Origin of the sequence: Kitasatospora sp. NPDC059803, assembly GCF_042732255.1 — a bacterium.
Lineage (GTDB): Bacteria > Actinomycetota > Actinomycetes > Streptomycetales > Streptomycetaceae > Kitasatospora.
Genome location: NZ_JBHWIJ010000043.1, coordinates 1 through 18694, shown reverse-complemented (window position 1 = coordinate 18694; position 18694 = coordinate 1). Strand labels below are relative to the sequence as shown.

At 73.5% G+C, this 18694-nt stretch carries 13 protein-coding genes; 8 read left to right on the top strand and 5 right to left on the bottom strand.

Features of this window, described 5'->3' with window-relative positions; genetic code table 11:
* Window positions 1-51: 51 nt before the first annotated feature.
* The gene (locus ACFV6I_RS10175; RefSeq protein ID WP_380424304.1) at window positions 52-891 is read right to left on the bottom strand and encodes an SDR family oxidoreductase; all 840 of its coding nucleotides are present in this window, start codon (window positions 889-891) and stop codon (window positions 52-54) included.
* A gap of 110 nt (window positions 892-1001) precedes the next feature.
* Here ACFV6I_RS10175 and ACFV6I_RS10170 point away from each other — a divergent pair, with 110 nt between their 5' ends.
* Both ACFV6I_RS10170 and ACFV6I_RS10165 read left to right on the top strand, forming a co-directional pair.
* Window positions 1002-1373, top strand: coding sequence for a winged helix-turn-helix transcriptional regulator (locus ACFV6I_RS10170; protein ID WP_380424302.1), 372 nt, complete (start codon window positions 1002-1004; stop codon window positions 1371-1373).
* A gap of 179 nt (window positions 1374-1552) precedes the next feature.
* Window positions 1553-3091 carry a bifunctional phosphatase PAP2/diacylglycerol kinase family protein gene (locus tag ACFV6I_RS10165; protein ID WP_380424300.1) on the top strand — a complete coding sequence of 513 codons (1539 nt, stop codon included), beginning with the start codon at window positions 1553-1555 and terminating at the stop codon, window positions 3089-3091.
* A 12-nt stretch (window positions 3092-3103) separates the two neighbouring features.
* Here the strand turns inward: ACFV6I_RS10165 and ACFV6I_RS10160 are convergent, their stop codons facing one another.
* From ACFV6I_RS10160 to ACFV6I_RS10150, 3 genes are all read right to left on the bottom strand, one after another.
* The gene (locus tag ACFV6I_RS10160) at window positions 3104-4120 is read right to left on the bottom strand and encodes a YihY/virulence factor BrkB family protein (protein WP_380338472.1); all 1017 of its coding nucleotides are present in this window, start codon (window positions 4118-4120) and stop codon (window positions 3104-3106) included.
* Between the two features lie 112 nt (window positions 4121-4232).
* A complete protein-coding gene (locus tag ACFV6I_RS10155; protein ID WP_380424298.1) occupies window positions 4233-6842 on the bottom strand; it encodes a SpoIIE family protein phosphatase in 2610 nt (869 codons plus the stop codon).
* Between the two features lie 12 nt (window positions 6843-6854).
* Window positions 6855-10307: a HAMP domain-containing protein gene (locus ACFV6I_RS10150; RefSeq protein ID WP_380424296.1), complete on the bottom strand. Its 3453-nt coding sequence runs from the start codon at window positions 10305-10307 to the stop codon at window positions 6855-6857.
* A gap of 348 nt (window positions 10308-10655) precedes the next feature.
* Between ACFV6I_RS10150 and ACFV6I_RS10145 the strand changes: the two genes are divergently transcribed.
* The 5 genes from ACFV6I_RS10145 to ACFV6I_RS10125 all read left to right on the top strand — a co-directional run bounded on the left by ACFV6I_RS10145 (window position 10656) and on the right by ACFV6I_RS10125 (window position 15020).
* Window positions 10656-11600 (top strand): RNA polymerase sigma factor SigF, encoded by a 945-nt coding sequence (locus ACFV6I_RS10145; RefSeq protein WP_380424294.1) that lies wholly within the window; start codon window positions 10656-10658, stop codon window positions 11598-11600.
* 93 nt (window positions 11601-11693) lie between these two features.
* Entirely contained in the window at window positions 11694-12110 is a 417-nt protein-coding gene (locus tag ACFV6I_RS10140) for an STAS domain-containing protein (RefSeq protein ID WP_380424292.1), read from the top strand.
* A gap of 145 nt (window positions 12111-12255) precedes the next feature.
* Window positions 12256-12735 (top strand): ATP-binding protein, encoded by a 480-nt coding sequence (locus ACFV6I_RS10135; RefSeq protein WP_380370818.1) that lies wholly within the window; start codon window positions 12256-12258, stop codon window positions 12733-12735.
* 219 nt (window positions 12736-12954) lie between these two features.
* Window positions 12955-14634 carry a cytochrome c oxidase subunit I gene (ctaD, locus tag ACFV6I_RS10130; RefSeq protein ID WP_380424290.1) on the top strand — a complete coding sequence of 560 codons (1680 nt, stop codon included), beginning with the start codon at window positions 12955-12957 and terminating at the stop codon, window positions 14632-14634.
* Window positions 14631-15020, top strand: coding sequence for a cytochrome c oxidase subunit 4 (locus tag ACFV6I_RS10125; protein ID WP_380338451.1), 390 nt, complete (start codon window positions 14631-14633; stop codon window positions 15018-15020). The genes ctaD and ACFV6I_RS10125 overlap by 4 nt, the downstream gene beginning before the upstream one ends.
* A gap of 45 nt (window positions 15021-15065) precedes the next feature.
* Here ACFV6I_RS10125 and ACFV6I_RS10120 read toward each other — a convergent pair whose 3' ends face one another.
* Window positions 15066-16688: a cytochrome bc complex cytochrome b subunit gene (locus ACFV6I_RS10120; protein WP_380424288.1), complete on the bottom strand. Its 1623-nt coding sequence runs from the start codon at window positions 16686-16688 to the stop codon at window positions 15066-15068.
* A gap of 322 nt (window positions 16689-17010) precedes the next feature.
* Between ACFV6I_RS10120 and ACFV6I_RS10115 the strand changes: the two genes are divergently transcribed.
* Window positions 17011-18600 carry a threonine/serine exporter family protein gene (locus ACFV6I_RS10115; RefSeq protein ID WP_380424286.1) on the top strand — a complete coding sequence of 530 codons (1590 nt, stop codon included), beginning with the start codon at window positions 17011-17013 and terminating at the stop codon, window positions 18598-18600.
* Window positions 18601-18694 lie beyond the last annotated feature (94 nt).

Here is an 18694-nt window from a genome sequence, read left to right as displayed (position 1 = left end):
CGGCCGTCGGCCGTGAGCCGGTGTGGTGCGGACGGGGCCGGTTGGGCGGGCTCAGCGGAAGGCGGCGACGTTGCGGGCGGCCCAGGCGGCGAAGGGGCGCGGGGCGGTGCCGAGGACCTGCTGGACGTCCGGGCTGACGCGCAGCTCGGCCGGGTTCGGGGAGCCGAGGATGTCCAGGGTGTCCTGGGCGAGCTCCACCGGCATGCCCTGGGCCATGGCGGCGCCGGCCTCGTCGCGGGTGAGGTCGTGGAACCGTACCGGAGAGCCCAGGGCGGCCGCGATGGCCTGCGCCTGCTGGCGGGGGGTGATCACCTCCGGGCCGGTCAGCTCGTACACGCCGCCGTTGTGCCGGTCCTCCAGCAGGCAGGCCGCCGCGACGTCGGCGATGTCCGCCGGGTCGACGATCGGCACCCCGACGTCGCCGAAGGGCGCGGCGACGACCCGCTGCGCGCGGACGGACTCGGCCCACCACAGGGCGTTGGAGGCGAAGCCGCCCGGCCGCAGGATGCTCCAGTCCACGCCGGACCCCCGCAGGACGTCCTCCAGTTCGCGCATCGCGATCCGCGTCGGGCCGAAGGGCCTGGTCGCCACGCCCTGCGAGGAGAGCAGGACAATCCGGCGGACCCCGCCGGCCACGGCCTGGCCGATGAGGTCGGCCGGGTTGGCCCCGGCGGCGTGCAGGTCGCCGGACAGCAGCAGGAAGAGCGCCTTCGCCCCGGCCAGCGCGGGTTCGAGGCCGGCCGGCCCGGCCAGGTCGGCCGCCCCGTGGCGGACACCGTCCGGCACCGCCGCCGCGTGTCGCGACACCGCCGTCACCTGCTGGCCCGCCTCGGCCAGCGCCCGCGTCAGCGGCCGGCCCACATTGCCGGTAGCCCCGGTCACCACGATCATGGTCAACTCCTCGTTCGACGTCCGCCGTGGCCGCTGTGGCCTCGGTGGTCCTCACGCTAGGAGCCGGGGCTAACCCTTGGTAAGGACATACCTTGACGTAAGCTCAGGACATGGTGGTAGGTGTGCAGCACAGGCAGGGCGAGGCCGGGAAGCGGTATGAGGTGTTTCACACCGACTGCCCCGCGCGGGATGTGGTCGACCACGTGACCAGCAGGTGGGGCATCTGGGTGTTGATCTCCTTGCGGAGCAACGACCTCCGGTTCTACGAGCTGCGCGAGAGCATCCACGGCATCAGCGAGAAGATGCTCGCCCAGACCCTGCGCGCGCTGGTCCAGGACGGCCTGGTCTGGCGGAAGGTCGAGCCGACGACACCGCCCCAGGTCACCTACGGGCTGACCGAGTTCGGTCAGGACCTCGGCGAGCCGCTGGCCGAGCTGTTCAACCGGATCACCCGAGGGCTGCCGCCGCGCGACGCGGGGTAGCGGCGCGGGGTAGCAGCGCGGGGTAGCGGCGCGGGGTAGCGGCGTGGGGTAGCGGCCACACCGAGCCGCCCTGCTGGGGGAGTTCCGGATCCTGTACGCGGCCCCGTCACGGCCGGCCGCCGCGACACACCCCCGGCCTCCTCCCCGGTGTTGTCGCCCGCGCGCCGTAGGTTCGTCGGATGAAGCGACTGAAGACCACACGACTGGACGCCATAGACCGAGCCCTCTTCGACCGCATCGCCGCCGCGCCGCTGCACGGCACCCGCCCCTGGCTGCGGGCGCTGAGCCGGGCCGCCGACCACGGAGTGCTGTGGATGGGAACCGCCGCCGTCCTCGGCGCGGTCGGCGGACGCCGCGGGCGCCGCGCGGCCCTGCGAGGCCTCGGCTCGCTCGCCATCGCCTCGGCCACCGCCAACACCGTCGCCAAGCACGCCACCCGCCGGCCCCGCCCGGTGCTGGACGCCGTCCCGGCCGTGCGTCGGCTGCTGCGCCAGCCCGTCACCACCTCCTTCCCCTCCGGTCACTCCGCGTCCGCGGCCGCCTTCGCCGCCGGTGTGGCGATCGAGTCCCCGCTGCTGGGCGCGGCCGTCGCGCCGGTCGCGGCGGCGGTGGCCCTCTCACGCGTCTACACCGGCGCGCACTACCCGGGCGACGTCCTGGCCGGTGCGGCCCTGGGTACGGCGGCGGCCGCCGCGACCCTGCACTGGTGGCCGCGCTCGTCCGACGTGCCGCCGCCCGCCGCCCCGGCCGCCTGCCCGGCCCCGGCCCTGCCGCAGGGGAGGGGGCTGTCGGTGGTGGTCAACTCGGGCTCCGGCAGCGGCTCTCCGCTCGCTCCCGCCGCCGAGGACGTGGCCGGGACGCTGCGCGCCCTGCTGCCCGAGGCGGACGTCCGGGTGTGCGGGCCGCAGGACGACCTGGCGAAGACATTGACGGAGGCCGCCGACCGGGCCGCCAGGGCCGGCGGCGCGCTCGGGGTGTGCGGCGGCGACGGCAGCGTCAACCTGGCCGCGGCGCTGGCCGTCGAGCGCGCGCTGCCGCTGGCGGTCTTCCCCGGCGGCACCCTCAACCACTTCGCCCTCGACCTCGGTGCCACCACCCACGAGGCCACCGCCGAGGCCGTCCAGGCCGGCACCGCCGTCGGCGTGGACCTGGGCCTGGCCACCGACGACGCCGGCGCCCGGACCTTCGTGAACACCTTCAGCCTCGGCATCTACCCCGAACTCGTCCACCAGCGGGAGAAGTTGGAGAAGCGCATCGGCAAGTGGCCGGCCCTCGCGGTGGCCGTCGCCAAGCTGCTGCCGACCGCCGAACCCGTCACCGTCCACGCCGACGGCCGCCCGCACCGGCTGTGGCTGCTGTTCGCCGGCAACGGGGCGTACGAACCGGCGGGCTTCGCCCCCACCCACCGCGCCGCCCTGGCCGACGGACAGCTCGACGTCCGGGTCGTCGACGGCGGCCGGCCCTTCGCCCGCACCCGCCTGGCCGCCGCCTTCCTGTCCGGCACCCTGGACCGGTCCCGGGTCTACCGGGCCGCCCGGCTGCGCGCCCTGGACCTGGACTCCCTCGGCGACGCCGCCCGCATCGCCGTCGACGGCGAGAGCGTCCCCGCGCGCGGGGCCCTGCGGCTGTCCAAGGCCCCGGCCGGGCTCACCGTGTACCGGCCCGCGACCGCCGCCCCGGCGAGCGAGCTGCACCGTCCGGGCCGGGACGGGCGGTAGCCGCAGGGGGTGTCACCGGGCGCCGGGGGAGGACGGGCCGTGCGGGCCGTCCTCCCCGGCCCCGCCGGGCCGCTCCCCGTCGTGGAAGGAGACCTCGACGTGCTGTTCGGGGCGGCGTTCCTCCTGACGGGCGACGGAGGACAGCACCTTCTCGTCGGCGGCGGTGAGCGGCGGCTGCAGGAGGCTGCGGGGCCACAGCCGACGGGCGAGCACCGCGTTGGCCTCGGCGGCGTACACGGTGATCTGCGCGGCCAGGTAGAGCCAGGAGAGCAGGCCGATCACGGTCGCGAAGAAGCCGTAGACCTGGCCCGCGTGGCGCAGTTCGTGGGTCACCAGGAGCGAACCGAAGGCCTGGAGGACGGTGAACAGCGGCCCGGCGACGACGCAGCCGGGCAGCAGGGCCCGGGTCGGGATCTCGCGCGGGGTGAGCACCCGGAAGCAGGCCAGGCACAGGGCGGTGTTCAGCAGCGCCGAGACCAGCAGGCCCCCGACCCGGGCGGGCACCCCGCCCAGGGCGCTGCCGACCAGCGAGGCGGCCGCCGTACCCAGCACCAGGCCGGCGGCCAGGACCGTGAACAGCAGCAGGCCGCGTGCCAGCCGGGGCCAGTAGCCGGGCCGCTGCACCCCGGGCACGTTCCAGACCTCGGCCATGGCGTGCTGGAGGACCTGCGTGATGCCGAGCGCCCCGTACAGCAGGCCGAGCGCGCCGATGGCCAGCGCCAGGCCGCTGCCCTGGAGGGAGTGGACGTTCTGGCGCAGCTGGTCGCCGATGATCGGGAAGTCGGCGAGCGCCGAGTTCAGCACCGACTGCTGGGCCCCGGGGTGGCCGTGCAGGACGAAGCCGAGGACGGTGCTGAGCAGGAGCAGCAGCGGGATCAGGGCGACGAAGCCGTAGTAGGTGATCAGGGCGGACAGCAGCCCGCCCCGGTCGTCCCCGTACTTGCGCACGACGCCGATGACGACGGCGGGCACCCGGCGGTGCTGCTGGAAGCGGTCCACGGCGCGCAGGGCCCGTTCGATCGGGTTCATGCCTGGGCGTCTGCCCCGGCCCGCGCCCGCGACACCCGCCGGTTCCGCCCCCCGTGGCGGCTCGGCTGCCCCGGTTCGCCGCGGACATGCGCCGGTCGTGGCCGTCCGACCGCTACCGCACCATCACTCCGACCAGGCAGGTGTCGTCGTCGGTGTCGGCGTTGCTGTAGCGCAGCAGGTGGTCCAGGAGCTCTTCGAGGTTGGCCGAGCCGGTGGTCGAGCCGGTGTCCGAGCCGGTGGTCGACCCGGTGCGGGACTCCTCGGCGAGGGCCGTCAGGCTGGTCAGCGACGCCTGGAGGGATTCGTCGCGGCGCTCGATGAGTCCGTCGGTGTACATCACCAGCGTGTCGCCGGCCTCCAGGACGAGCTCGCCCTGCTCGTAGTCGGCGTGGCCGATCGCGCCGAGGAGGATGCCGCCCAGCTGGGGCAGGATGTCCGCCCGCCCGCCACGCAGCAGGACCGGCGGCGGGTGCCCGGCGCGGGCCCACCGCAACCGGCGGGTCGCGGGTTCGTAGAGGCCGCACACCGCGGTGGCCGTGACGTTGTCGGTCAGGTGGTGGGTGACGCTGTTGAGCCAGCTCAGCAGCTGGGCCGGCCCGGCGCCGGTGGCGGCCAGGCCGCGCAGGGCGTTGCGCAGCGCGACCATGCCGGTGGCGGCCTCGATGCCGTGTCCGGAGACGTCGCCCACGCACAGCAGGACGTCTCCCGAGGGCAGGGCGAGGGTGTCGTACCAGTCCCCGCCGACCAGGTGGTCCTTCTCCGCCGGGCGGTAGCGCACGGCGACGCTCAGATCGTGCAGGTCCAGCGGGCCCCGGGTGGGCGGCATGATGGCGTGCTGGAGCTGGAGGGCGAGGCGGCTGCGCTCGGCCGCCTGCTGCTCGCTCTGCGCGAGCTGGTCGCGGGTGGCGGCGAGTGCGACCTCCGTCCAGTGCTGGGCGGAGATGTCCTGGTAGGCGCCGCGGACGGTGCCGAGCCCGCTGCCGGGGTCGTTGCCGAGCCCGCTGCCGGGATCGCGGACGGGCTCCGCGACGACGCGGATGTGGCGGGTGACGCCGTCCGGCCGCTGGAGGCGGAAGGCGGTGGAGGCCGGGCGCTGGTGGTGCAGGAGGGTGCGCAGGAACCGGTCGATGGCGTGGCGGTCGTCCGGGTGGGCGTGGTCGGGGAGCTGGTCGAGGGCCAGGGGCGCGGCGGTGGGCGGCAGCCCGTGCAGTTCGAACACCGTCTCGTTCCAGGCGATCTGCCGGGTCCGCAGGTTCTCCTCGAAACCGCCGATCCGGCCGAGCCGCTGGGCGTGCTGCAGCAGGCGGGCGACGCGCGGGGTGCCGTCGTCGAGGCGCCAGACGACCGCGAGGTGGCTGCCGTGCCGGCTGATGCTCACCTGCGCCCGGGTGGTCAGCGGTACTCCGTCGACCAGGGCGGCGAGGCGCATGTCCTGGGCGCGGAAGGGTTCCCCGGTGGCGAAGACGTGTTCGACCTTGTCGGCCAGGCCGCCCGGTTCGGCCGCCAGCGGGTACGCCTCCAGCAGGCGGGTGCCGGTGAGTACGCCGGTGGGCCGGCCGGCGAAGTCGACGAAGGCCGGGTTGAGGTGGCGGATCACGAACCGGGGTGGGAACTCGTCGCTGTCCGGCGCCGCCCGCAGGATCATGCACGGGTCGAGCAGGCCGTCCGTGAGCTGCCGCAGTTCGCCGAACTGCGCGTCGGCCGGGTCGCAGGCGGCGGGTTCCTGCCCGCTCCAGGACTCCAGCGTGGTGGCGGCCAGCTCGGCGAGCGCCTCGAACTGGCGTTGGAGCGGCTGGGAGCGCTCGGGCAGCGTGTCGGGCCAGCAGATCTCCAGGACGCCGATGAGCCGCCCGCCGACGCCGGCCGGGACGGCGAGCCGGCCGCCGTGGATCTCGTGCTGGCCGATCGAGGGCAGCGAGGCGCCGGCGAGCGTCGGGTAGCCGACCGCCGCGCGCTCGTCCAGGGCACGGCGGGCCGGGGTCGGCACGCCCGGCGGGACGTGGCGCCAGCGGCGTGCCTCCTCCTCGGGGAAACCGGCGCTGCCCGCCAGTGACAGGGAGAGGTCCGGGTGGGCGGCCCAGATGGCGACGGCGACCGCGCCGAGCGGTCGCAGCGCGTGCTCCAGCATGGAACGCGCCGCCGCCGCGGCGTCACCGCTCGCGAGCACGTCCGCCTCGGCACTGCGCAGCCGCACGGCCACCGCTTCGGTGGGGGGAACCGAGGCGTCGGCGACGAACTCGCGGGCGAGGGCGGAGATCTCGTCCGCCGCGGCCTGGTTGACCAGGTCGGCGGCGAGCGCCAGGACCGTCACCCCGGCCTGCTCCGCGAGGCTCTCCAGCTGCCCGGCGGCCTCGGTGGGCCCGCACCGCAGGCGTTCCACCAGCACGCCGACGCCCATCTCGACGACGGCGCGGCCCGCCGCCTGGGCCTGGGCCCGTTCCAGTTCCAGCCTGAGCCGCTCCACCGTGGTGGCGAGCCGGTCGACCGCCGCGGACTCGCCTTCGGCGCGCGCCCGGGCCGCTGCCTGCGCCTCCGCAGCGCGCCGCTGCGCCCCGACCCTCGGCGTGTCGGCGGCCGGACCGGTCGGTGAGGCCGCTGCGGGACGGTCCGTGGCGCGCGGCTCCTGCGGACGGTCCGTGGCGCGCGGCTCCTGCGGATGGTGCACGGCTGTCGGCTCCTGAGCTCTGGACTGTCGGGGTGGGTGCGAGGGGACGCGGGGCATGGGGCAGGGCGACTACCGGGTGAGGTGGTCCCTGATCCTGCCGATCACCTCGTCGGCGTCCACCGGCTTGGTGATGTAGTCGCTGGCTCCCGAGGCCAGGCTCTTCTCCCGGTCGCCGATCATCGCCTTGGCGGTGACCGCGATGATCGGCAGCCCCTCGTGCTCGGGCATGGCGCGGATCGCCGCGGTGGCGGTGTAGCCGTCCATCTCGGGCATCATCACGTCCATCAGGATCACGTCGATCCCGGGGTGCGCGCGGAGGGCTTCGAGCGCGGCGAGCCCGTTCTCGGCCTGGAGGACCCGCATGCCGCGCAGCTCCAGGATGCTGGTGATCGCGAAGAGGTTGCGGTCGTCGTCGTCGACCACCAGCGCGGTGCGGCCGGAGAGCACCGGGTCGCCTCCGCGGCCCCGGGCGGGGTTCCCGTCCGTGCGGCGCGCCGGGGGCAGGACGCGCCCGGGCCCGTCGGCGCTCATGTGGAGGGCGATGCGTTCGCGCAGCTCGTCGAGGCTGGAGATGAGCTCAAGCGGCCGTTCCCCCTCCCGGCGGACGGCGTGCTCGTCGCCGGTGGTGACGCCCCGGCTGTTGTGGGCCAGCACCGGGACGGTGTGCAGGGCCGGGTCGCGTTCCATCTCCGCCAGGAGCGTGGCCGCCGCGCTGTCCGGCAGGTCGAGCTCCAGGACGACGCAGTGGTACGGGGCGGTGGCGAGCGCAGTGGCGGCCTCCGGGGCGCCGACCGTGGTGACTATCTCGACCCGGCGCTGCGCGCCGGCGGAGCGGGCGAGGTCGGCGACGGCGTTCTCCGCCACCAGGGACAGCAGGCCGTTGGGGCGGCCTTCGACCACGAGCAGGCGCCGCGGCCGGCCGGCGGCGGGAGGCGAGGGGGCCCGCTCCGGCGCCTCGGACGGGCCGGTGCCCCCGGCGCCCAGCGCCTTGCGGGCCCCGTCGGCGCCGGTCTCGGCCAGGTCGGGGCGGGTCGCGGGGACGTAGAGGGTGAAGGTGCTGCCCCGGCCCAGGGTGCTCTCCACCGTGATCGCGCCGCCGAGCAGGTAGGCGATCTCGCGGCTGATGGACAGCCCGAGGCCGGTGCCGCCGTACTTGCGGCTGGTGGTGCCGTCGGCCTGCTGGAAGGCGCCGAAGACGCTCTCCACGTGCTGGGGGGCGATGCCGACTCCGGTGTCGCTCACGTGGAAGGCGAGCACCGGGCCGCCGCGCCGGACGGCGTCGGGCAGGTCGGTCTCGTCGGCGGGCTCGATGCGCAGTTCGACCCGGCCCTGCTCGGTGAACTTGACGGCGTTGGACAGCAGATTGCGCAGCACCTGGCGCAACCGGTAGTCGTCGGTGAGGAGTTCGGCGGGGATCTGCTGGACCGTCCGCACCGTGAAGGCGAGGTTCTTCTGGCTGGTCAGCGGGCGGAAGGTGGCTTCGACGTAGTCGAGCAGCGCGCGCAGCGGCACCGCCTCGATGTTGAGGTCCATCTTTCCGGCCTCGACCTTGGACAGGTCGAGGATGTCGTTGATCAACTGGAGCAGGTCGGAGCCCGCGGAGTGGATGATCCCGGCGTACTCGACCTGCTTGGCGGTCAGGTTGCGGGTGGGGTTCTGGGCGAGCAGCTGGGCGAGGATGAGCAGGCTGTTGAGCGGCGTGCGCAGTTCGTGGCTCATGTTGGCCAGGAACTCCGACTTGTACTTCGAGGCGAGGGACAGCTGGTGGGCGCGCTCCTCCAGTTCCTGGCGGGCCTGTTCGATCTCCAGGTTCTTGGTCTCGATGTCGCGGTTCTGTGCCGCCAGCAGGTCGGCCTTCTCCTCCAGCTCGGCGTTGGAGGCCTGTAATTCGTCCCGGCGTGCCTGCAACTCCTGTGAGCGGACCTGGAGTTCGGCGGTGAGCCGCTGGGACTCGCCGAGCAGCTCGTCGGTGCGGGCGTTGGCGATGATGGTGTTGACGTTGACGCCGATGGTCTCCATGAGCTGGTCGAGGAAGTCCAGGTGGACCTGGGTGAACGGCTGGACGGAGGCCAGTTCGATGACGCCGAGGACCTGGTCCTCGACCACGATGGGCAGCACCACCAGGGACAGCGCCCCGGTGCGGCCGAGGCCGGAGGAGGCGGCCAGGTAGTCCGGCGGCAGGGCGTCGACGGTGATGGCGCGCCGGCTGCGCGCGGCCTGGCCGACGAACGACTCGCCGAGGCGGAAGCGGGTGGGGCGCTCGCCGTCGGGGAAGGCGTAGGAGCCGACCAGCTGGAGCACCGTCCCGACGGGGCTGTCCTCGGCGAGGTAGAAGACGCCGCACTGCGCGCCGACGAGGGGGGCGAGTTCGTCCATGACGGACTCGGCGACGACCCCGAGGTCGCGCCGGCCCTGCATCAGGGCCGAGAAGCTGGCGAGGTTGGTCTTGAGCCAGTCCTGCTCCTCGTTGGCGCGGGTGGTCTCGCGCAGCGACCCGACCATGGCGTTGATGTTGTCCTTGAGGTCGGCGACCTCGCCGGAGGCGTCCACGCTGATCGAGCGGGTGAGGTCGCCGGCGGCGACGGCGCTGGTGACCTCGGCGATGGCGCGGACCTGCCGGGTGAGGTTGCCGGCCAGCTCGTTGACGTTCTCGGTGAGGCGCTTCCAGGTGCCGGAGACGCCCTCCACCTCGGCCTGGCCGCCGAGCCGGCCCTCGGTGCCGACCTCCCGGGCGACCCTGGTCACCTCGTCGGCGAAGGAGGACAGCTGGTCGACCATCGTGTTGATGGTCTCCTTCAGTTCCAGGATCTCGCCGCGCGCGGTGACGGTGATCTTCTGCGACAGGTCCCCGCGTGCGACCGCCGTGGCCACCTGGGCGATCGCGCGGACCTGGCCGGTGAGGTTGCCGGCCATGAAGTTCACCGAGTCCGTGAGGTCGCGCCACGTCCCCGAGACGCCCTTCACGTCGGCCTGGCCGCCCAGGATGCCCTCGGTGCCGACCTCCCGCGCCACCCGGGTCACCTCGCCGGCGAACGAGGACAACTGGTCGACCATCGTGTTGACGGTGTTCTTCAGCTCCAGGATCTCGCCCCGGGCATCGACGGTGATCTTCTGCGACAGGTCCCCCTTGGCCACCGCGGTGGCGACCTGGGCGATGTCCCGCACCTGGGTGGTGAGATTGCCCGCCATCGCGTTGACCGAGTCGGTCAGGTCCTCCCAGGTGCCCGACACCCCGGGCACCTGGGCCTGGCCGCCGAGCCGGCCCTCGGTGCCGACCTCCCGGGCGACCCTGGTCACCTCCGAGGTGAACCGCGACAGTTGGTCGACCATGCCGTTGAACACCGTGGCGATCTCGCCCAGCAGCCCGTCCGCGTCGCCCGGCAGCTTGGTGCTGAAATCGCCGTCGCGCACCGCCGTCAACCCGGCCAGCAGCAGCCGCAGTTCCGGCTCGCCCACCTGCGCGGCGCCCGCCCCCTCGTCCGGGCGGTGCTGTGAGTCGCGGGACGTGGTCGGGCCAGCCATCGAACGTCGCCTCCGTGGAACGCCGGGCCGACTGGCCCGAATCCGGTCGTGGGCACCCCGAAGGACGGGCCGGGGGACCTGGCCGTCGTTCCAGGTGTTGTACCGCCTTCGGAGGCTACCCCAGCCCGCACACCGCCGGACAACGGTTGCCCCCCGGCCGTGCGCCCCGCCCGCCGCCCGCCGCCCGTCGCCCGGACGCGCGTCCGCGCCCCGGACAGGCCGCCGCCCACCTCGGAGCCGTTGCGGGCTTCACGAAACCTCCATGGGGGGCGGCTGCATCGATCCGCCGACACGGGGTACCGGGGGGCAGACCGCGCCGACACGAGAGAGCACGAGAGAGGGAGTCCGATGGCCACGACCACTGGGGAACTGCCCGCCTCCGCCCACCCGTCGACGGGAGGTCCGTCCCGCACGGCCGCTCCTGCCGGAGAGCCCCGGGACCTGCCTTCGCCGGAACTCGCCGACGCCGGAGGGCTTCGGGACCTGCTCCCGCCGGAGCTCGCCGACGCCGGTGACCTGCGGGAGATCGCGCCGGCCGACGCGCGCGAGCTCAACAAGGTGCTGCTGCGCCGGCTCCGCACGCTGGAGGAGGGGACGAAGGAGTACTCGTACGTCCGCGCCACCCTGGTCGAGACGAACCTGTCCCTGGTGAGGTTCGCGGTCCGCCGCTTCAACTCGCACCGCGAGCCGCAGGAGGACCTGCTCCAGGTCGGCGCGGTCGGCCTGATCAAGGCCATCGACCGCTTCGACCCCGACCTCGGCGCCGAGTTCACCACCTTCGCCATACCGACCGTCCTCGGCGAGATCCGGCGCCACTTCCGCGACACCACGTGGGCCGTCCACGTGCCACGCCGCCTCCAGGAACTGCGCATCCTCCTGGCCAAGGCGCAGGAACGCCTGTCGCAGGACCTGGACCGGGCCCCCACGGTCGCCGAACTCGCCGAGCACCTCGCACTCTCCCCCGAGGAGGTCGTCGAAGGGCTGACCGCCGCGAACGCGCACACCGCCGGCTCCCTGGACCTCGGCGGCAGCAACGACGACGACGCCCCCGGCCCGCTGGGCGACCGGCTCGGCGAGGACGACCGGGACCTCGCCCTCGTCGACGACCTGGTGACGCTCAAGCCGCTCATCGCCGACCTGCCGGAGCGGCAGCGACTCATCCTGTCCATGCGCTTCTGCGAGGACATGACGCAGTCGCAGATCGGCGCCCGCCTCGGGCTGTCCCAGATGCACGTCTCCCGGCTGCTCAGCCGCACCCTGCGGCACCTGCGCGACGGGCTGGAGGACGGCTGAGGACGCGTCGCCGCACGAGCCCCGGGCAGGACCAAGCCGGGCGCACACCCCCGTGTTTGGCAGTCCGGCACAACCTCCGTATGGTCGGAAGGCATGGACATGGAGGAGACGACGATGATGCCATTCGACGACGTTCGGGCGGCCGCCGCGCCGGCAGCGTCCCCGCGCCCCGCGGAGCTGGTGGTCGAGACCCGTGCCACGGCCTCCGGCGCGGTGGTGTGCGCCCTCGTGGGCGACCTCGACATCGAGACGCTCGCCTCGGCCGCCAACCTGCTCACCAGCGTGATCGCGCAGCGCCGCGGCGCGGTGGTGATCGACCTCGCCGGGGTGGGCTTCTGCGACTCCTCCGGCCTGAACCTCCTGCTCAAGACCCGCCTCGCGGCGGCGGAGGAGGGGCTGGAGCTGCACCTGGCCGCCGTGGCGCCCACCGTCATGCGGGTCCTCGAACTGACCGGCGCGCAGGCGGTGTTCTCCATCCACGACTCGGTCGACGAGGCCCTGGCGGCCTGACCGCCCCGACTCGGGCCGCCAGGGCCTCGGCCCGAGGCCGGCCGACCGCCCCGGCCCCGGTTCGACACCGGCGCGGGGCATAATCCGAGAACTGCCGGGAAACCGACCGTGCGAGACCGCCGTCGATCCGAAAGGGTGTCCTCACATGACGATGAGCCGGGGAACCCTGGACGGCGACCCGCACCAGCCGGGCCCGGCGCTGCCCGTCGGCGGCCAGCGCAGGCGGCTGACCCTGTCCGGCATCCCCAAACCGGTCGCCCACGCCAGGACCTTCACCGCCCGCGCCCTCGACGACTGGTACGCGTCCGCCGCCGGGCCCGGCGCCGGCGAAGGCACCCTCGCGGACGTCGTCCTGCTGGTGGCGGAACTCGTCGCCAACGCCATGCTCCACGGCGACGGCCCGTTGGAACTGGTCCTGGACGCCACCGGGATCCGCCTGCGGGCCGAGGTCAGCGACCGCAGCCCGACCCTGCCCACCCCGCGTCGCCCGCACAACCCGGCCCTGCCCGGCGGCCACGGCCTGTTCATCGTGGAGCGGACCGCCGACCGGTGGGGCGCCGAACCGCACAGCCACGGGAAGACGATCTGGGCCGAGTTCGACGCCGCACGGCTGATCCGTAGCTGACCCGCGGCTGACCCGCGGCTGACCCGCGGCGGCGCCTCGCCGGATCGCACCGGTGCGCCGACTTCGTCATCCGCGCCCGGCCGGGGCCGCCACGCCGACTCCGGTTCAGGGGCCCTTGGGGCGGTGGGTGATTGCATGGCGACACAGCGTGTGTCCCGGCGAGCGTCTCCGCGTTTTTCTCCTGCGGGTGCGGGCGGCCCCGACAGGAGGAGGAAGCGGATGGCGCAGACCCGGCGGCGGGCCGCCGCCCGCCCGGCGCCCGGCGTGGCCCGTCGGCGTCAAGGCTCGGCGGTGCTGCGGTGGTTGAGCACGACCGACCACAAGGCCATCGGCAACCTGTACCTGACGACGGCGTTCGGGTTCTTCCTGTTCGCCGGGCTGCTGGCGATGCTCATGCGCGCGGAGCTCATGCGGCCGGGACTGCAGGTGGTGAGCAACGAGCAGTACAACCAGTTGTTCACCATCCACGGGACGATCATGATGCTGCTGTTCGCCACACCGACGTTCGCCGGTTTCGCGAACGCCGTGATGCCGCTGCAGATCGGTTCCCCGGACGTGGCGTTCCCCCGGCTGAACGCGTTCACGTACTGGGTGTACCTGTTCGGCGGCCTGATGGTGGTCGGGGGCTTCCTGACCACCGACGGCGCCGCGTCGTTCGGCTGGTTCGCCTACGCCCCGCTGAACGGGCCGGTCCACAGCCCGGGAACGGGCGCCGACCTGTGGGCCGTCGGGCTGATCGTGGCGGGTCTGAGCACGATCCTGGGAGCCGTCAACTTCATCACCACCATCGTCTGCCTGCGGGCACCGGGCATGACGCTGTTCCGGATGCCGGTCTTCACCTGGAACGTGCTGTTCACCTCGATCCTCGCGCTGCTCGCCTTCACCCCGCTGACCGCGGCGCTGTTCGCGCTGGAGGCGGACCGCAAGCTGGGCGCCCACGTCTTCGACCCGGCCAACGGCGGGGCGATGCTGTGGCAGCACCTGTTCTGGTTCTTCGGCCACCCCGAGGTGTACATCGTGGCGCTGCCGTTCTTCGGCATCATCTCCGAGGTCATTCCGGTGTTCAGCCGCAAACCGGTCTTCGGCTACTACGGACTGATCGGTGCCACGATCGCGATCACCGCGCTGTCCGCGGTCGTGTGGGCCCACCACATGTTTGCCACCGGCCAGGTGCTGCTGCCGTTCTTCTCCCTGGCCTCGCTGCTCATCGCGGTGCCGACCGGGGTGAAGTTCTTCAACTGGATCGGCACCCTGTGGAACGGCTCGCTCTCCTTCGAGACGCCCATGCTGTTCGCCCTCGGCTTCCTGGTGACCTTCCTCCTCGGCGGGCTGACCGGCGTCCTGCTGGCCGCGCCCCCGATCGACTTCCACGTCACCGACAGCTACTTCGTGGTCGCCCACCTGCACTACGTCCTCTTCGGGACGGTCGTGTTCGCGATGTTCGCCGGCTTCTACTTCTGGTGGCCCAAGATCACCGGCCGGCTGCTGGACGAACGCCTCGGAAGGATCCACTTCTGGATGCTGCTGCCCGCGTTCCAGATCACCTTCCTCGTGCAGCACTGGCTCGGCGCCCAGGGCATGCCGCGCCGCTACGCCGACTACCTGCCCTCGGACGGCTTCACCACCCTGAACACCGTCTCCTCGATCGGCGCGTTCCTGCTGGGCGCGTCGACCCTGCCCTTCCTGTACAACGTGTGGCGCACCGCCAGGTACGGAGTCCCGGTCACCGAGGACGACCCGTGGGGCTACGGGCGCTCCCTGGAATGGGCGACCTCCTGCCCGCCGCCGCGCCACAACTTCCACGCCCTGCCCCGCATCCGCTCCGAAGGCCCGGCCTTCGACCTGCACCACCCGGAGTATTCGCGCATGGCGCTCGAAGGCGAGGAGAACGCGCGGTGAAGACCGAGTCCTACCTGTTCGCGGGCGTCGCGCTGTTCTTCGCCGTCGCCGCTTCGATCTACGGCTGGTTCGCCCGGGAGCCGGCCGGCAAAGCGGCGCTGGTCGTGGCCTTCATGATGTCCACGCTGATCGCGTTCTTCTTCCGGACCCAGTACTCCCGCCGCGGCCGCCGGCCGCAGGACCGCACCGACGCCGAGATCGTCACCGGCGTCGGGCCGCTGGAGTTCTTCGCACCGCGCAGCTACTACCCGCTGCTCACCGCCGCGGGCGTCGCGGTCACCGGGCTGGGGCTGGTGTACGCCTTGTGGCTCTTCCTCATCGGGGCGGGTGTGACGGGCGCCGGCGTCCTGGGCTTCGTCTTCCAGCACGCCCAGCGCGGGCAGTGAGTCCGGCCGGTCGGCGACCGGCGGTCAGTGGTCGGTCATCGGGGGTCACCGCTCGGCGCGTCCCGCGTCGGCGGGCGCGAGCGGCTCCGGCTGCGGCTCGTCCATCGCCGTCTCCACGTTGTCCCGGTAGTACCAGGAGCTCAGGGCGGCCCGCAGCCGTGCGCGCCGCGAGGCGCCCTCGCCCGGCGCCGGCAGGGGAAGCGGCGCGTCGCGCAGGGCCAGCGTGTAGCGCAGGCCGGTGGGAAGCGGCTGGTGCTCGCCGTGGAAGGCACCCTCGACGGCCTCGTGCACGAACCCGGTCTCGTCTCCCTCCGCCACCCGCTCCAGGTCCCGCTCCTGCAAGGCCAGGCACAGGCGCCGGGTGATCCAGAAGGCCACCGCCGGCCCGACGAACAGGCCCACCCGCAGGAACCAGTTCAGGCCCTCCACCGGCACGTCCAGTGCCCGGGCGACGACGTCCTGGCCGCCGGCGACCAGCAGCACGACGTAGAAGCACGTCCCGGCGACAGCCAGTGCCGTCCGGGTCTGCCGGTTGCGGGGGCGGTCGCACAGGTGCTGCTCGCCGCTCCCCGGGGTGATCCAGCGCTCGAAGAACGGATAGCCGTACAGGGCGGTGAAGAACAGCAGCGGGAACAGCACGGCCGGAATCAGCGGGTTCCAGGCGACGGTGTGGCCCCACAGCCGCGTCTCGGCCCCGGGCATCAGCCGCAGCGCGCCCTCGATGAACCCCATGTACCAGTCCGGCTGCGCGTCGGTGGAGTCCTGGTCGGGGCGGTAGGGCCCGTACAGCCAGATCGGGTTGACCTGGGCGAGGGCGGCGGCCAGCGCCAGCACCCCGAAGACCATCGCCATCAGGCCCGCCGTCTGGACGCTGAAGTGCGGGAAGAGGGGCTTTCCGACGACGTTGCGGTTGGTGCGTCCGGGCCCGGCCCACTGGGTGTGCTTGAGGTGGAAGACCAGGATCAGGTGCGCGGTGATCAGGCCGAGCAGGAGACCAGGCAGCAGCAGGATGTGCGCGCTGTACAACCGGGGGACGATGTCGTGCCCGGGAAGCTCCCCGCCGAAGAGGAAGAAGCTCAGGTAGGTGCCGACCAGCGGGACCGACAGGATGAAGCCCTGGGCCGTGCGCAGACCGGTGCCGGAGAGCAGGTCGTCGGGCAGCGAGTAGCCGGCGAAACCCTCCAGCAGGGCGAGTTGGAACAGCGTCAGTCCCACCAGCCAGTTGACCTCCCTGGGGCGGCGGAACGCGCCGGTGAGGAAGATGCGCAGCAGGTGCGCGCAGATCGCGGCGGTGAACACCAGTGCCGCCCAGTGGTGGATCTGGCGGATCAGCAGGCCGCCGCGCACGTCGAAACTGATCGACAGCGTCGAGGCGTACGCCTGGGACATCCGCACCCCGCGAAGCGGCGGGTACGTTCCGGCGTACACGATCTCGGTCATGGACGGCGTGAAGAAGAACGTCAGGAAGACGCCGGTCAACAGCAGCAGCACGAAGGTGTAGAGCGCCAACTCGCCGAGCAGGAAGGACCAGTGGTCGGGAAAGACCTTCCGGAGCAGGCCCTTGGCCCCGTCGAACAGCGGCAGCCGCCGGTCCAGCGCGACCGCCGTGTTCCGGGCGGCCCGCTCCGCCCGCCGCCCGGCCCGCGCCCTCCACCTCGACAGCCGCACGTCGCTCCTCCCGTCCGCTCCGATCGTGTGTCCCGATAGCCATATCCCGTGGCGGCAGGACGGCCGGACGGGGCTCGCCCACCACTACGGGCTTCACCCGGACGGCCGCGGCTCGGCGCTCCTTCGCCCTCCCAGGTTCCGGCGTCGGCCCGCTGACCTGCGAATTCTCCCCGAGCCCTGGTCTGGAGGCAGCGGGCCGACCCACGGACGGCGGGCGTGAACGGACCCCCGCGCTCCGGTCGGGACGTTCACGAAATGATGGCTGCGGGTAGTCGAGTGGGTGCGAAAGGTCATCAGGTGGGGGGTGCGGCAGGGAGCGACGATGCCGGAACACGAGCAGTTCGGCGTGCGGGCCGAGGCGGACGGGCCGGCGAGCCGGACCGGAAGAGTCCCGCCCCAGGCGAGTCCGGAGGAGGCCCCCGGGGCCGCCCCCGCCTCCGGGGAAGGTCGAGTTCAGGGGGAGGGCCGGGCGCCCGGCCGGCCGGCGCCGCCCGGGGCGGAGAGCGGACCCGTCGATGCCGAGGGCACGGCGGCCTGGCCGGACCTGATGCTGCCGCTGCTGCGCACCCCGACCACCGACCGCCCGCTGGTGACCGGCGAACCCGGCGCGGACGACCCGGGGCCGGCCGCGGTGGCCGCCGTCCTGGACCTCGCACTGCTGGTGGGTGAGCTGATGCTGGCCTGCGGCGAGGCCGCCGAGGACGTCGAGGCCGCCATGCTCGCCGTCGCGCAGGCCTACCGGGCCCAGCCCTGCGACCCCCAGGTCACCTTCACCCGGGTGGCGATCTCGTACCAGCCGGGCCCCTCGGAGCCGCCCGTGACGGTCGAGCGGTCCGTGCGCCACCCGGCCGGGGACTACGCGCGGCTGGCCGTGCTCTTCCGGCTGGTCACCGAGATCACGACCGGCGGACTCGTCGTCGACGACGCCCACCACCGGCTGAGGGCCGTGCGCCAGCACTGCCGCCACTACCCCGCGTGGCTCCTGGTCCTGTCCTCCGGCCTGCTGGCCGGCGCCGCGACGCTGCTGGTCGGCGGCCGGGCCGACGCCCGGGCCTGGCTGGTGTTCGTCAGCGCCGTCGCCGCGGCACTGGCCGGCGACCGGCTCTCGGCGCTGGTCGGACGCCACGACCTCCCGGAGTTCTACCGGATCGCGACGGCCGCGACCCCGGCGGCGGCGATCGGCATCCTGCTCTCCTTCAACGGGCTGAACCTGGGCGGATCGGTGGTGATCACCGGAGGGCTGTACACGCTCCTGCCCGGATGGCCCATGGTGGCGGCGGCGCAGGACGGCCTCGCGGGTTTCTACCTCACCGCGGCCGCACGCCTGATGGAAACGCTGTACATGATGGCCGGCGTGGTGGTCGGAGTGATGACCGTGCTCTACATCGGCGTCAACAACGGCGCCGACCTGGCGACCCGGCCCGCCCCGGTCGCCGCGTCGAACCCGCCGCTCCAACTGATGGCGGCGCTCCTGCTCACCCTGACCTTCGCGGTGCTGCTCAACACCGAGCCGGGCACGCTGCCGGCCGTCCTGCTCAACAGCGGGGTCGGCTGGACGACGTACGGCGTGCTGGTCAACGCCGGCGGCGAGCCCATCATGGCCACCGGCCTCGCCGCCGGGCTGGTGGGCCTGTCCGGCCAGCTCATGGCCCGCTACCGGGGAAGCTCCTCGCTGCCGTACGTCACCGCGGCCCTGGGGCCGCTGCTGCCCGGCTCGTTGCTGTACTTCGGGCTGCTCGCCTTCGTCCGGGGCGAGCCCGAGATCGGGCTCGTCGGCGTCGGGCGCGCCACGGCCACGGCGATGGCGGTGGCGATCGGCGTGAACCTGGGCCGCGAGGTCGCCCGGCTGTTCCTCCCCGCCCCGGGCGTGGTCCCGGCGCCCGGCCGCAGCGCCGGGCGGCACCGCCGCTGAGGGCCGGCCGCCACCGTCGTTGAGGGCGAGCCGCCTCCGCCGCTGAGGGCGGCGGGCGGCGGGCGGCGCGGGGTGGGGGGGGGGGGGGGGGCGC